This is a genomic window from Rhizobium sp. BIGb0125 (genome assembly GCF_024810055.1).
Lineage (GTDB): Bacteria > Pseudomonadota > Alphaproteobacteria > Rhizobiales > Rhizobiaceae > Agrobacterium.
Genome location: NZ_JANUDV010000003.1, coordinates 24,229 through 37,894, shown reverse-complemented (window position 1 = coordinate 37,894; position 13,666 = coordinate 24,229). Strand labels below are relative to the sequence as shown.

General features: G+C 55.4%; 13 protein-coding genes. 5 read left to right on the top strand and 8 right to left on the bottom strand.

All coding sequences use genetic code 11. The features are described from left to right. Positions 1-9 precede the first annotated feature (9 nt). A complete protein-coding gene (locus M2418_RS08330; protein WP_250981758.1) occupies positions 10-1,548 on the top strand; it encodes a HAMP domain-containing sensor histidine kinase in 1,539 nt (512 codons plus the stop codon). 5 nt (positions 1,549-1,553) lie between these two features. Here the strand turns inward: M2418_RS08330 and M2418_RS08325 are convergent, their stop codons facing one another. Together M2418_RS08325 and cobT are read right to left on the bottom strand one after the other, a co-directional pair. Next, positions 1,554-1,958, bottom strand: coding sequence for a diacylglycerol kinase (locus M2418_RS08325; RefSeq protein WP_259145951.1), 405 nt, complete (start codon positions 1,956-1,958; stop codon positions 1,554-1,556). Between the two features lie 15 nt (positions 1,959-1,973). Then, complete coding sequence (gene cobT, locus M2418_RS08320) at positions 1,974-2,990, bottom strand: nicotinate-nucleotide--dimethylbenzimidazole phosphoribosyltransferase (RefSeq protein WP_192488669.1); 1,017 nt, start codon at positions 2,988-2,990, stop codon at positions 1,974-1,976. A gap of 141 nt (positions 2,991-3,131) precedes the next feature. On the opposite strand from cobT, the gene M2418_RS08315 reads away from it, so the two are divergent. Beyond that, a complete protein-coding gene (locus tag M2418_RS08315; protein ID WP_259145949.1) occupies positions 3,132-3,914 on the top strand; it encodes an adenosylcobinamide-GDP ribazoletransferase in 783 nt (260 codons plus the stop codon). 52 nt (positions 3,915-3,966) lie between these two features. Then, entirely contained in the window at positions 3,967-4,674 is a 708-nt protein-coding gene (locus tag M2418_RS08310; protein ID WP_250981762.1) for a TIGR02281 family clan AA aspartic protease, read from the top strand. 17 nt (positions 4,675-4,691) lie between these two features. Here M2418_RS08310 and M2418_RS08305 read toward each other — a convergent pair whose 3' ends face one another. From M2418_RS08305 to M2418_RS08285, 5 genes are all read right to left on the bottom strand, one after another. Then, complete coding sequence (locus M2418_RS08305; protein WP_250981763.1) at positions 4,692-5,453, bottom strand: ABC transporter permease; 762 nt, start codon at positions 5,451-5,453, stop codon at positions 4,692-4,694. Then, the gene (locus tag M2418_RS08300) at positions 5,450-6,376 is read right to left on the bottom strand and encodes an ABC transporter ATP-binding protein (protein ID WP_192488883.1); all 927 of its coding nucleotides are present in this window, start codon (positions 6,374-6,376) and stop codon (positions 5,450-5,452) included. Before M2418_RS08300 ends, M2418_RS08305 begins: the two co-directional genes overlap by 4 nt. Positions 6,377-6,470: 94 nt before the next feature. Then, on the bottom strand, positions 6,471-7,292 hold the full coding sequence (locus M2418_RS08295; RefSeq protein WP_192488665.1) for a sulfite exporter TauE/SafE family protein: 822 nt from the start codon (positions 7,290-7,292) through the stop codon (positions 6,471-6,473). A gap of 335 nt (positions 7,293-7,627) precedes the next feature. Beyond that, positions 7,628-8,842, bottom strand: coding sequence for an extensin family protein (locus tag M2418_RS08290; RefSeq protein ID WP_259145946.1), 1,215 nt, complete (start codon positions 8,840-8,842; stop codon positions 7,628-7,630). Positions 8,843-9,003: 161 nt separating this feature from the next. After that, complete coding sequence (locus M2418_RS08285; RefSeq protein ID WP_259145944.1) at positions 9,004-10,818, bottom strand: methyl-accepting chemotaxis protein; 1,815 nt, start codon at positions 10,816-10,818, stop codon at positions 9,004-9,006. Between the two features lie 369 nt (positions 10,819-11,187). Between M2418_RS08285 and M2418_RS08280 the strand changes: the two genes are divergently transcribed. Further along, complete coding sequence (locus M2418_RS08280; RefSeq protein ID WP_192488662.1) at positions 11,188-11,499, top strand: DUF1883 domain-containing protein; 312 nt, start codon at positions 11,188-11,190, stop codon at positions 11,497-11,499. 326 nt (positions 11,500-11,825) lie between these two features. Beyond that, positions 11,826-12,227, top strand: coding sequence for a lysozyme inhibitor LprI family protein (locus M2418_RS08275; RefSeq protein WP_250981766.1), 402 nt, complete (start codon positions 11,826-11,828; stop codon positions 12,225-12,227). A 75-nt stretch (positions 12,228-12,302) separates the two neighbouring features. On the opposite strand, the gene M2418_RS08270 is transcribed toward M2418_RS08275, so the two are convergent. Continuing rightward, a complete protein-coding gene (locus M2418_RS08270) occupies positions 12,303-13,619 on the bottom strand; it encodes a replication-associated recombination protein A (protein WP_259145943.1) in 1,317 nt (438 codons plus the stop codon). Positions 13,620-13,666 lie beyond the last annotated feature (47 nt).

Genomic DNA, 13,666 nt, shown 5'->3' with positions numbered 1-13,666 from the left:
GTTGTATCAATGAGTAAAAGCGTCAGCACATCAACAGACAAGAACATTGTCGACCGCTCCAAAACGCACCGTAACAAGGCGGTGGCGAAGGCAGTGAAGTTGACACGCGAACGCTTGCAATATGGTCAGGGCGGAAATCACACCTTTGACCGTGACATGCTGGAAATGCATATAAGCACAGCACTGCACGGCGCAACGATCATGCCGCTTTTCATTGTGTTGGTCACAGGTTTGGGTGTGTATTTAACACGCGAAGCCAATCTTGTGGCTTGGGCCATCTGTGCGCTTGGCATTCACGCTGTGTCGCTGATTGCTGCCAAACGGGCCAACAAGCAGGAACTGACGGCCATTTCCACCACCCGGTGGCACAATATCTTCCTGGCAATCCAGATTATTACCGGCTGCGTCTGGGCCTACATCGCCGCCTATGAAGCACCGCCTGCGGTACAACCCGCCTATTTCCTGTTCTTCAAGGGCGCGACCCTGCTGATTGCGCTGGCAATCATCTCCATGTCGAATGCCATGCTGCCGCGTGCGGCAATGATGACATTCCTGCCGGTTTTGACAGCACTGATTATCGTGGCGGCCACATCGCGTTCTGTTACTGGCATCAGCGTTGCTGCGATGTTCATCGTTGCCATGCTGTTTTTCCATTACCTCACTGACCGGCTTGCCAAGTCCAACATCAAGCTTTTGTCCTTCCAATCGGAAAAGGACGATCTGATTGCCGAGCTTGAAGTGGCAAAGTCCATGTCAGACGAGGCCCGCCGCCGCGCTGAAGAGGCAAACCTTGCCAAGTCGCGCTTCCTGGCCTCCATGTCGCATGAGCTGCGTACCCCACTCAACGCCATTCTCGGTTTCTCCGAAGTGATGGCAACGGAGGTTCTGGGGCCACTCAACAACCCGCTCTACAAGGAATATTCGGGCGACATTCATCGGTCCGGCAAACATCTGCTCGACCTGATCAATGAAATCCTCGACCTGTCGCGCATCGAAGCCGGTCGTTACGACCTGCATGAAGAAACCATGTCGCTGCTGGATCTGGCAGAAGATTGCATCGGCATGATCCAGCTTCGTGCCCGCGCCAAGAACATTTCCATTGCCCAGCAGTTCGAAAGCAGCCTGCCGCTGGTCTGGGCCGATGAAAAGGCTATCCGTCAGGTGGTTCTGAACCTGATGTCCAACGCCGTGAAGTTTACCCCGCAGGGCGGTGAAATCATGATGAAGGTCGGCTGGACCGCCGGTGGCGGCCAATACATTTCCATCAAGGACAATGGCCCCGGTATTCCCGAGGAAGAAATCCCGGTCGTGCTGTCAGCATTCGGTCAGGGATCGATTGCCATTAAAAGTGCCGAACAGGGCACCGGTCTTGGTCTGCCGATCGTACAGGCCATTCTGGCCAAACATGATGGCCAATTCATTCTGAAATCGAAACTGCGTGAGGGAACGGAAGTCATCGCCATTCTTCCGGCCAAACGCGTGCTGCAGAGCCTGCCTGCCGTTGAAGACACGCAGGCAGTCCAGCCGCGCAAACGCTCATTCGCCTAAGATCGTCAGCCCGGAAACAGGTTGACGACCAGTGCGTAAACGACAAATCCGGCATTGATCAGGATAAGGCAGAAGACCGCAAGTGAACCGAGGTCCTTTGCGTGGCGACCGACCGATGAAATCTCCGGCGAAATACGGTCAACCAGTTCTTCGATCGCGGTATTGATGGCCTCAAAAGCCACCATCAGCAACATCAGTATGACAAAAATCAGATAGTGCACGAAGGGTGCACCAATCACTGCAAACAGCACCAGACCTGCAAACAGCAGAATAACCTCGTGGCGGAATGCAGCTTCCTGCCACAGGCGTTGAAGCCCCTGAACGGAGTAGCGCAGGGCAGCAAACAAATGCCTGATACCCTTTTCCTTCACGAAAGCTGCCGGCTTGTCGGTTGATTGTGGTTTTGTCATTCAGCGGTCTTCACTTCAGCTGCGGTTGGAAACGCCAGCGGCATCAAATGTTGCCATGCCGGAATGGCAGGCGGCAGCGGCCTTGACGATGCCGGCAGCAAGTGCAGCGCCGGTACCCTCACCCAGCCGCATGCCAAGTGCCAGAAGCGGTGTTTTGCCCAGCTTTTCAACGGCAGCAAGATGGCCCGGTTCACCCGACACATGGCCAATCAGGCAGTGGTCGAGTGCGGACGGGTTCATGGCCTTGAGAAGGGCCGCAGACGCTGTCGCGACATAACCATCGATCAGCACGGGGATCTTTTCCATGCGTGCCGCCAGAATGGCACCAGCCATCGCCGCAATTTCACGACCGCCAAGACGGCGCATGATTTCAAGCGGGTCAGACAGATGGTCCTTGTGGAATTCGACGGCGGCTTTGACGGCAGCAATCTTGCGCGCCATGACGTCACCTTCGGACCCGGTGCCGGGACCGGTCCAGTCTTCAGCCGTGCCACCGTAAAGTGCCAGGTTGATAGCTGCCGCAATCGTGGTGTTGCCAATGCCCATTTCACCAATGCACAGCAAGTCGGTGCCACCGGCAATCGCTTCCATGCCAAAAGCCATGGTGGCGGCGCAGTCACGCTCGGAAAGAGCCGCTTCACAGGTAATGTCACCGGTAGGATAATCCAGTGCCAGATCGAAGATCTTCAAGCCAAGGTCATTGCTGACGCAGATCTGGTTGATCGCCGCACCACCGGCTGCAAAATTCTCGACCATCTGCTGGGTCACGGAAGAAGGATAAGGGGTGACACCATGTTTGGTAACGCCGTGGTTGCCGGCAAAGATCGCCACCAGCGGACGGGTGACGGACGGTGCCCGTCCCGTCCATGCGGCAAGCCACATGGCAATTTCTTCCAGCCGACCGAGAGAACCGGCCGGTTTGGTCAGCTTGGCGTTACGCTCCTTGGCGTCAACCAGCGCATGGGTCGAGGGACCGGGCAGATCGCGCAGCAGCGTACGAAAATCGTCGAAAGGCAGGCCGCTCATGCTCATGATATCAATCTTCCTCGTTCATTCCGGAAACTTGTAATTTTCCGGCAAATCAGTCTTTGTTGCCCCTCTCATAGTCGGGGAATGTTTCAGGAACAACCGGAAATCGCCCCTTTTGAATTCCGTCAAGACAGGAACTGCATCATGGACATCAACGCGTTCATAACCGATCTGGCAAGAGCCGTTGGTTTTCTTGGACGCTTTCCGGTGCCGCAGCACTTCTTTGACGGTTATGACGGCAAGATGGTCCGCCTGTCTCGCACCTTTGCCTTTGCAGGTCTGCTGATTGCCCTGCCCGCCGCTCTGGTGTTGTTGATCTTGCTGTCACTGGACGCCAAACCGCTTCTCGCCAGCATGATAACACTGGCAGTTATGGTTTTTTCAACAGGCGCACTGCATGAGGATGGTTTTGCCGATACGGCCGATGGTCTCGGCAGCGGCCGCACCGGCGACCGTATCATCGAGATCATGAAAGACAGCCGCCTTGGCACCTACGGTTCCGTTGCGCTGTTCTTTTCCTTTGGCCTGCGGGCAGCCGCACTGATGACACTTGGTGAAACGCTAACACCCGTCGGTGCCGCTGCGGTCTTTCTGGGCGCGGCAGCGCTCAGCCGCGGCCTGATGGTGTGGCATTGGACGGCAACACCCTCTGCGCGGCAGCAAGGGCTCGCATCATCGGTCGGTCAGCCGGACAGCACTGCCCGCAACATCGCTGTGATATCGGGAGTGGTGATTGCGTCGGTTCTGGCACTGCCATTCGTCTCCATCTTTGCACTTACGTTGGCATTTGCTGCCGTGGCCGTTGCCATCACTGTTTTTAATGGTTTCGTGGTGAAAAAGATCAACGGCCATACCGGTGACACCATTGGCGCGACACAACAAATCTCGGTGATTGTCTGGCTATGCACCCTTGCCCTGACGAACTGAAACACAAATATTGTGAGTGAGCATTTATGGAATATGTGAAAGGCCGATTTGCATGAGCCGTTTGGTGGTTGTTCTCGTCGTACTGGGCATCGGTCTTGCACTGCTTATTCTCAACAATGACACCGGCCAAACCTTCGGAATTGAAAACGACCAGTTCGGCCGCCTGCTCTATTTGCTGCCAATAGCGGGCCTTCTGTCGGTCGGCGTTCTCAATGCCAGCCGCGGCAACCTGCCGCTGGTGCTGCGCCAGATCGCCATCTGGCTGGCCATCATTCTCGCACTGGTGTCCGGTTATCTTTACCGCGATGATTTCCGCCGGTTTGGCGAACGCCTGCTGGCGGGCCTGATGCCGGGCCGCGCCGTTGTGGTAACCACCAGCGAAGGCGGACAGGAAATCATTCTGCACAAATCGATGAATGGCCATTTTGAAGCCAATACGCAGGTCAACGGCATCGCGGTACATATGCTGGTGGACACCGGCGCAAGCTCGGTCGTGCTGTCAGCCAGTGATGCCCGCAAGATTGGCCTGCACCCGGAAAATCTGAATTATACCGTCACCGTCATGACGGCGAATGGGCGCACCACTGCCGCCCATGCCATGCTTTCTGAACTGTCGATCGGTCCGATTTCCCGCTCCAACATTCCGGCCCTTGTGGCAGGCGATGGTCAACTTGACCAAAGCCTGCTGGGCATGAGCTTCCTGTCTACCCTCGGCTCCCTGCAAATGCAGACCGATGAGCTGCGGCTTAGAGACTGGTAAACCGCAGAACCGGGCTGTCAGTTACGCAGCTTGTAGCCGGTGTGGAAAATCCAGCCGACAACCGCAAGGCAGGCCGACAGGAACAGCGTGATCATCACAAGGCTGATGACAGGGTTCACATCGGCAATCTCATAAAAACTCCAGCGGAAGCCGCTGATGAGATAAAGCACCGGGTTGAAGTGGCTGACAGTCTGCCAGAATGGCGGCAACATATCGATGGAATAGAAGCTGCCACCGAGGAATGTCAGCGGTGGCACCACCAGCATCGGAATAAGGTTCAGCTGTTCGAAGTTGGTGGCCCAGATGCCAATGATAAAACCGAACAGGCTGAAACTGACCGCCGTCAGCACAAAGAACAGCACCATCATGCCGGGATGGGCAATCGATATATCCACGAAGAATGATGCGGTGATCAGGATGATCGTCCCGATCATCAACCCCTTGGTGGCCGCCGCTCCGACATAACCGAGCAGGATCTCCACCATCGACACCGGAGCCGAGAGGATCTCATAGACGGTGCCGGTGAATTTCGGGAAATAGATACCAAAGGAACCGTTGCCAATACACTGGGTCAACAGCGTCAGCATGATCAGGCCTGGCGTGATGAAGGCACCGTAGGAAACGCCACCAACCTCTTGAATCCGCGAACCGATCGCCGTTCCGAAAACAATGAAATAAAGCGATGTCGAGATGACGGGAGACACGACACTTTGCAGAAGCGTGCGGCGCGTCCGCGCCATTTCAAACAGATAGATGGATTTGACCGCTTCAAAATTCATTTCGCGTCCTCCAAAAGTGCCACGAATATATCTTCCAGAGAGCTTTGCCGTGTTGAGATATCGCGAAACTGGATGTTTTCGGCCGACAGCATCGACAGCAGACCGGCAATACGCCCCTGCTCGCCATTGCCGTCATATTCATAGGTCAGGCAGGAGCCATCGGCAGACAGCAGCAGGTTGAACGAACCAAGACTGTCGGGAATGACTGTTATCGGCGTCGTCAGTTCAAGCGACAGCTGCTTGCGGCCAAGCTTGCGCATCAGGGCCGTCTTTTCTTCCACCAGCAACAACTCACCGCCATTGATGACGCCAACCCGGTCGGCAATTTCTTCGGCCTCTTCAATATAGTGGGTGGTCAAAATGATGGTGACGCCATTGGCACGGAGTTTTTCGACCACCCGCCACATGTCACGGCGCAGCGCCACGTCGACACCCGCCGTTGGTTCATCCAGGAACAGCACCTTCGGTTCATGCGCCAACGCCTTGGCAATCAGAACGCGACGCTTCATGCCGCCGGATAGTTCACGCAGCATGTTGTTGCGTTTTTCCCAGAGCGACAGCGATTTCAGAATGCTTTCGATCAGCTCCGGATTGCTTTTCTTGCCGTGCAAACCCCGTGAGAAGCTGACCGTGTTCCACACCGTTTCAAACTGGTCGGTTGTCAGTTCCTGTGGCACGAGGCCAATCAGTTCGCGGGTCTTGCGAAACTCGCGCACCACGTCATGGCCCGCCACCAGAACCTGGCCATCGCCGGGGTTCACAAGGCCGCAAATAATGGAAATCAGCGTCGTTTTGCCGGCACCATTCGGCCCAAGCAGCGCCAGGATTTCACCTTCAATGATGTCGAGATTGACGCCCTTCAGCGCCTGAAACCCATTGGCATAGGTTTTCGTCAGGTTCCGGATCGAAACAATGGCATTCATGATGATTCTTTCGCAGGATAGATTGTCGATTGCCATATAGGGCTTCGTATCGCGCAAAACCACCCTGACACGAAATCATCGCATAGCGATCATCTCAACCATACACGCTGTAGAAAAACTGCGCCGCGACAACGACCAGAAACACGCCGAACGCGCGCTCCAGCTGCTTTTTGCTCAGCGCGTGTGCCAGCCGCGCACCATAGGGTGCAACAATCAGCGTGATCGGGATCAGCAATGCGACCGCGATCCAGTTGATGTAACCGGTCGATAGCGGTGGCAAACCGGCAGCACCCCACCCCGCCCAGATGTAACCGGCAAGACCCGGCAGCGAAATCAGCACACCGACACCGGAAGACGTGGCAACCGCCTGATGGATGGAGCGACCATAGAGCGTCATGAAGGTATTGTTGAGCACACCGCCACCAACACCCATTAGGCCTGAGAGAATGCCGATTGATGTGCCAACCAGAAACTTGGCCGGGTTTGGCGGCAGATCATTGCCCAGATGCCAGCTTGAGCGGTTGGCAATCATGCGGAAGGCCAGCACCAGCGCAATACAGGCAAAGATCAGCCGCAGCGCAACACTGGACGCATAGGCAGCAATGGCCGAGGCAATCAGCGTGCCGAGCGGCACCGCGATAATCCAGCCTTTCAGCAGCGCGGTATCAACGGCACCTTTCTGCTTATGCGTCATGAACGAGCGAATGGATGTCGGAACGATGATGGCCAGCGACGTTCCAAGTGACAGATGCATGCGCACCGCCTCCGGCACATCCAGCAGGCCAAACACATGGTAAAACACCGGCACCAGAACCGCACCGCCGCCAATGCCGAACAAACCGGCCAGCAAACCGGCAACAACTCCTGCCGTGGCGAGGGCTGCGGCAAACATGGCAATCTCGGTGACAGGCGGCACGGTACTCTCCTGATATCTGGAATTTTGAAAAACTTGTTTTCAAGGAAACGGGGCAAGGACTGTCATCAATATGTGATGCTCTTACCGTATAGAACATCCGTCGCAAGCACACTGATCAGGCTTGCGGTACGACTGCGAAGTTTCAGTACGAAAATATATTCGGTGGCGAATGTGTTTTGAATGTCGTCACGGATTATTGGTTTTATCATTTCAGCGGCAGCGACACCCCGCGTCACTGCCTCATCATGATGCCGGCCTCAGCGCCGGCATTTTTTTATAACCTCGAAAGCATGTCATTATCGCAAGATCGCAGCAAACTTCTGTACCGCATTACGTTAGTCGCAGTGGCGATAACCGGATTTGCGGGTGCGCAGATCAAAGTGGAAATGGTTCCAGTGGTCCTTGTCACTGCCAGGCCCAAGCACCGTCGAGAAATATTTGCAGCTGTCGCTGCGTACCGCTTTCAACAGACCCTTTTCGCGGAAGGCAAAGAAGCCCTTTTTGCGAACATCGATTTCCTTGCCGTTCTTCAACGTGATTGTGCCGATATCGATGGCATTGCCCTTGGCATGTTCAGACCACGGATTGCTGGCACGCGAATTCATCTTGCGGCAGGAATAACCGCCCATCGGCGTAATGCGCCCGACACCGGACATGTAGCGGAAACGCGACGACGGCACGAGTTCGAACTTTACCCATTTGGCAAAGGCAAGCGTCACCTGGCAGTTGAGCTTGACCGCAGGTTTGATCGCCACACCGCTGGCGAGACCATTGAGCTCCAGCGGGTAATCGATACCGCAGGTCGGGCCGTCGGCAATACGAGCAACGTCACGGAAGGACACACCCAGACGACGAAGCTCCGACCGGCAGGCCACTTCCGACTGCGGCATCATACCAGGAGGCGCGGAAGAACGGTTTGACTGCGCCGGGTTCTGCGGCATCAACATCGCCACGTCCTGTACCGGCTGACCAGATGATTGCGGGCGTGGAGACGCCGCTGCCCGCGATGGCATGCCCCAGCCGGCAGGCAAAACGTTACCACTCGTCTGTACCGGATTGTCAGTGCCAATGCCGTCCACAACTGGCTGGTTGGTTATGCCTTCGGCCAGCTGATTGTCGCCAATCTGGTTTTGCTGTTCTTCGGCAAGACCTGTAACCGGCTCTACGCCGAGCATCGCATCCATGTTGACGCCATCCTGCGACGTGCGCAGCACGCCAAGCGATCCATTGGCGGGATTTCCATTCGACGCCGAGGAGACACCCATGGCCTCTTCGCTGTCTATGCGCGGCAAAGGCTGCTGCGTTGGCGCCGACAACATCTGCGGCTCACGATACGTGCCGTCATTCATGTGCATGGCCGAACCGGCAGAGGCGACACCATTGGCGGGATAAGCCTGCCGCGCAGGTTCACGGGATGGCTGAATCGCACCCACACGCGTGGTGCCGTCAATCGACGCAGGCGGCACCAGACCCTCTGCCGAGCAGGCCGTCAATACCGTCGAGATCATGAGCAACGCCACTGGGCGGCGCGGAAGGGAAATAAACGCCATACGATAACCACTTCTGCGGCCGCACAATGCGGCAATCGCTAAAATATTAACGAAACGAGGTAAACGAAACCTTTCGACCCCGACCGTAAATCCACCCGGCATAATTTAGGACAAACAAAAAAGGCGGCAAAAGCCGCCTTTTTCCTGTGTCGAAACCAGTGTCAGGCGGCGCGCGACGTTGCGCCATAACGCTCCTGCTCCAGCACGAAACCTGATAGCAGAGAGCGCAATTCACGGCTTTCATTGGCCAGCGTCTGGCTTGCAGCCGTGGTTTCCTCCACCATTGCCGCATTCTGCTGGGTCATCTGGTCCATGTGGTTGACGGAGGTGTTGATCTCATGCAGGCCAGTTGCCTGTTCGCGGGCAGCAGTGGCAATGGTATTGACATGTTCATCCACCCGGTTGACCAGCTTGACGATCTCTACCAACGCCTCACCGGTGGAACGCACCAGCGACACGCCGTTTTCAACTTCATTGGCAGAGCTGTTGATCAGCGTCTTGATTTCTTTGGCAGCATTTGCGGAACGCTGCGCAAGTTCACGCACTTCCTGGGCCACCACGGCAAAACCACGACCGGCCTCACCGGCACGTGCGGCTTCGACACCGGCATTCAGCGCCAGCAGATTGGTCTGGAAAGCAATCTCGTCGATAACGCTGATGATCTGGTTGATCTGGCGCGACGAGTCCTCGATGCGGCCCATGGCATCAACGGCATTGCGAACGATATCACCTGAGCGACCAGCGCTCAGCTTGGTCTCACCCACCATGGTGCGCGCTTCATTGGCACGGTCCGATGCAGTGCGAACGGTGGCGGTGATTTCATCCAGCGCCGCAGCGGTTTCTTCCAGTGCGGCCGCCTGCTGTTCGGTACGACGCGACAGGTTGCCCGTTGCCTCATTGATGTCGCTAGCACTGTCACTGACCACGTGGCTGGTGCGCGAAATCGAAGAAATGACCTGATGCAGTGCACTGGACGCCTTGTTGAAATCAGCGCGTAGCTTCGCATATTCGACACCGATATCGCCGACATGCACAGTCAGATCACCATTGGAAAGACGCTCCAGCGCAGAACCGAGGGCGTCCATGGCATAGGCCTGCTTCTCCGACACCGAGCGCAGCGCCAACTCATTACCGTGCCGGGCCTCTTCTATCTGCTTTTGCTGGGCAACTTCGCGCTGCTGCAAGGCGCTGCGTTCATTGACGGAATCGCGCAGCACCAGCAAGGTCTTGGCCATGGAGCCAATTTCATTGGTGCGATCCAGGAACGGTACATCAACAGCGCCATTGCCGTCAGCAATGCTTGTCATTACGTCACGAACGCGGGCGATTGGCGCGGTGACGCTGCGGACGATAAAATAGGCGCCAGCAATGATGGCGGCCGAGCCGATGACGCAGATGGCAATATAAAGCTGGGCTTCCTTCCAGAAGATCGCAGCAAGGTCATCAACGTAAACGCCGGTGCCGATAACCCAGCCCCATGGCGTAAAGCCGGCCACATGTGAGAACTTCTCGACCGGATCAGGCGAACCCGGCTTTGGCCAGTAATAGTCGACAAAGCCCTGCCCGCTGGCCTGAACGGTTTTAACGAATTCCACGAATAGGAACTTGCCATTCGGGTCCTTGTCACCGGTCAGGTTCTTGCCATTCATTTCAGGCTTGATAGGGTGCATGACCATGGTCGGCACCATGTCATTGATCCAGAAGTAACCACTGCCCTTGCCGTAGCGCATGGTGGCAATCGTTGCCTTGGCCTGCTCCTGAGCGGCTTCACGGGTCAAAGCGCCGCTCTGCTCCATTTTGTAGTATTGCTCAAGAATAGCGATAGCGGTGTGGTTCAGGGATTCAAGTCCTGCCTTCCGCTCCCGCTCCATTCCGCGGTAACTTTCAAACAGGCTAAATGTTAAAGCAGCCGCCAGCAGCGTAAGAAACAAAGCGACAAGCATATAAAAGCGCATGGATATCGTTGTGTTTTTCATATGTCGGACCACTTGAATATATTTCGATAGATAAAGTGATCATCCGGAAACATTTATTATGAATAAATTTAAATTAGACATAAGTAATACGCCGCAGCCAAACAAACACAAAAATAAACACTGCAGAATGCAAGCAACTGTAAATATTGATACCGCAACGCACAAAAATACAAATTATGACAGGTAATTTTTACCTGCGTCAAAACCGGGTAATTGGTACTTTAAGCGACCAGTAATCGACGTTTGCTGGCCTATTTCTGTGCCAGACCGGCACAAAAGCCCGGCCTGCCCTGTCATATAAAGACCTCGTTAATGATCCGCGCTTACGATGATAGGACCTAACGATTGCAAGCAGACACGAGTAATAAAATGGCAAAGCCAAGCTTCCGCTTTACCCATTACGACCTGAAAGAACTCCGCGCAGGTTCGACAATTGAAGTGAGCCTTAACGGCGTCAACAATGTCCGGCTGATGACCGCTGTGAACTATCAGCGGTTTACTGAACTGCTTGATTTCAAGTATCTCGGCGGTGTCGCCAAGAAATCACCTGTTCGCATTGCTATTCCCGAAAGCGCGCACTGGCACCTGATCGTTGATATGGAAGGCCATGCCGCTCTGGCAGAATCCTCGGTCAAAATGCTGCCTGCCATACCCCAGCAGGTACAGCGCAAGGCATCCTGATGATCTGCCTGCGGCTAAGTGATCTGCCCAGCACAAAAAGCTGCCGGAAGAGCCGCTCTTCATAAATTTAGCCTGTCCAGACATGTCGCGTCGAACGCACCATTGTTGGTTAATCACGCTGCTCACTCCGGTGGCGCTGGGTGGGACGTAGGGTAAAGCGCATCTTGGAGGCCGGTTTACCCGACGTCCCACCTCACTCACCACTCGCCAGATGTCCATGGGCAGCAAGCTTCACGAGATGACAACCATCACCATCACAAGGCATTGCGGCGCGTACAAAAGCCTCTATTCTGCAACGTGAAACGCTACGACATCGGGAGGTCGGCATGAAATTTATTCTGGCAGCCGCATATATCGGTTTGATCGTCACACCTGCCTACGCGGACCAAAATTGTGGCGACCTGACGGATCAGACGGCGATGAATGTGTGCGCACAGAAAGCCTTCGAAAAGTCAGATGGAGAGCTCAACAAACTCTACAAGCAGATACAAACGAGGCTGAAAGATGATGCGGACACGACAAAGCTGCTCGTGACAGCACAGCGTGCCTGGATTGCTTTTCGAGATGGCGAATGCAGCTTTTCAAGCTCCATGGTCGCACAGGGAACTGTCTATCCATTCGTTCAGAATTCATGTCTGGACGGACTGACGCAAAATCGGATCAAAGACCTCAACGGCTATCTGTCATGCGAAGAAGGCGACATGAGTTGCCCAGTCCCGGCCAAATAAGTAAACCCGCGCGATTGCACTATTCAAACGACATGCGTCGTGAGTGACATTATCGGTAAAGGCCCGGTTTGAGCATTATTCAGGCTTCTGACTTTTGCGCCTGCTCCAGAACTGCACCCGCTTCGAAAGCTCTCGTTCAAAGCCGCGTTCATTCGGCTGATAAAACTCAAGATTTTGATCGCTCAGTTCTGCCGGAAAGAATGACTGGCCGCTAAAAGCATCCGGGTAGTCATGGTCGTATTTATACCCCTCATGATACCCTAGCTCCTTCATCAGCTTTGTCGGGGCATTGAGGATGTTTTTGGGCGGAGGCACAGACCCGGTCTGCCGGGCAAGTGCCGTTGCCGCATCAAAGGCACGGTACGCGGCATTGGATTTGGGAGCCGTGGCGACATAAACGATAGCTTGTGCCATGAAAAGCCGTGCTTCGGGCCAGCCGATACGCTCAAAGGCTTCCCATGCGGTAATCACCTGCTGCAACGCTTGCGGATCCGCCAGACCGACATCTTCAGACGCCGCACAGGCCAGCCGCCGGAACAGCACATTCGGGTCTTCACCACCCTCGATCATACGGGCGGCCCAATAGAGCGCCGCATTCACATCGCTGCCACGCAGACTTTTATGGAAGCAGCTCAACAGATTGTAGTGACCGTCATTGGCCTTGTCGTAGAGCGGCATTCTCTTTTGCAGAAGGGAAGCCAGATCGCTGCGCGACAGTGGTTGCCCCGCACCAGCCCGCAGAACCTCCTCGACCATGCCGATAAAATAACGACCATCACCATCAGCCAGATCGAAAAGGCTTTCCTTGGCCTCATCATCAAGCGGCAACGGTTTGCCGATATGCGCTTCGGCCCGTTCAAGCAGACGCGACAACGCCTCCTTACCGAGCGGATTGAGGGTGAAGACACGGGCACGCGATAGCAACGCGCCCACCAGGCTAAAACTTGGGTTTTCTGTGGTGGCACCCACCAGAATGATCAGGCCGCTCTCAACATGCGGCAACAGCGCGTCCTGTGTTGAGCGATTGAAGCGATGAAGCTCATCGATGAACAGAATGGTTTGCCGACCGAGCGTGCGTTCTTTCTTGGCTTCCTCGAACACTTTGCGCAAATCGGCAACACCGGACATGACAGCAGACAGCTGCACGAACTGCGCCTGCGCATCGGCGGCAACAATTCTGGCAATGGTGGTTTTACCGACGCCGGGAGGCCCCCACAAAATGAAGGATGACAGCACACCTGACTTGGCCATGCGGCCAATCGGGCCGTCATCTGCCAACAGGTGATCCTGCCCGACAACTTCTGAAAGCGTGTTCGGACGCAAGGCTTCTGCAAGCGGTCGTGGCATTTCCCGATCAAACAGCGACACCCGCACCTCCGAAACTGCATTCATAAGGACGGCGGCCGAAGCCGCCAGTTACTCAACAAGATTATCATCTT

Excerpts from the sequence above, each read along its gene's own strand:
- cobT (WP_192488669.1), bottom strand. The coding sequence starts at position 2,990 with ATGAGCATGAGCGGCCTGCCTTTCGACGATTTTCGTACGCTGCTGCGC.
- M2418_RS08330 (WP_250981758.1), top strand. The coding sequence starts at position 10 with ATGAGTAAAAGCGTCAGCACATCAACAGACAAGAACATTGTCGACCGC.
- M2418_RS08280 (WP_192488662.1), top strand. The coding sequence starts at position 11,188 with ATGGCAAAGCCAAGCTTCCGCTTTACCCATTACGACCTGAAAGAACTC.
- M2418_RS08270 (WP_259145943.1), bottom strand. The coding sequence starts at position 13,619 with ATGAATGCAGTTTCGGAGGTGCGGGTGTCGCTGTTTGATCGGGAAATG.
- M2418_RS08305 (WP_250981763.1), bottom strand. The coding sequence starts at position 5,453 with ATGAATTTTGAAGCGGTCAAATCCATCTATCTGTTTGAAATGGCGCGG.
- M2418_RS08315 (WP_259145949.1), top strand. The coding sequence starts at position 3,132 with ATGGACATCAACGCGTTCATAACCGATCTGGCAAGAGCCGTTGGTTTT.
- M2418_RS08300 (WP_192488883.1), bottom strand. The coding sequence starts at position 6,376 with ATGAATGCCATTGTTTCGATCCGGAACCTGACGAAAACCTATGCCAAT.
- M2418_RS08290 (WP_259145946.1), bottom strand. The coding sequence starts at position 8,842 with ATGGCGTTTATTTCCCTTCCGCGCCGCCCAGTGGCGTTGCTCATGATC.
- M2418_RS08275 (WP_250981766.1), top strand. The coding sequence starts at position 11,826 with ATGAAATTTATTCTGGCAGCCGCATATATCGGTTTGATCGTCACACCT.
- M2418_RS08285 (WP_259145944.1), bottom strand. The coding sequence starts at position 10,818 with ATGAAAAACACAACGATATCCATGCGCTTTTATATGCTTGTCGCTTTG.
- M2418_RS08310 (WP_250981762.1), top strand. The coding sequence starts at position 3,967 with ATGAGCCGTTTGGTGGTTGTTCTCGTCGTACTGGGCATCGGTCTTGCA.
- M2418_RS08325 (WP_259145951.1), bottom strand. The coding sequence starts at position 1,958 with ATGACAAAACCACAATCAACCGACAAGCCGGCAGCTTTCGTGAAGGAA.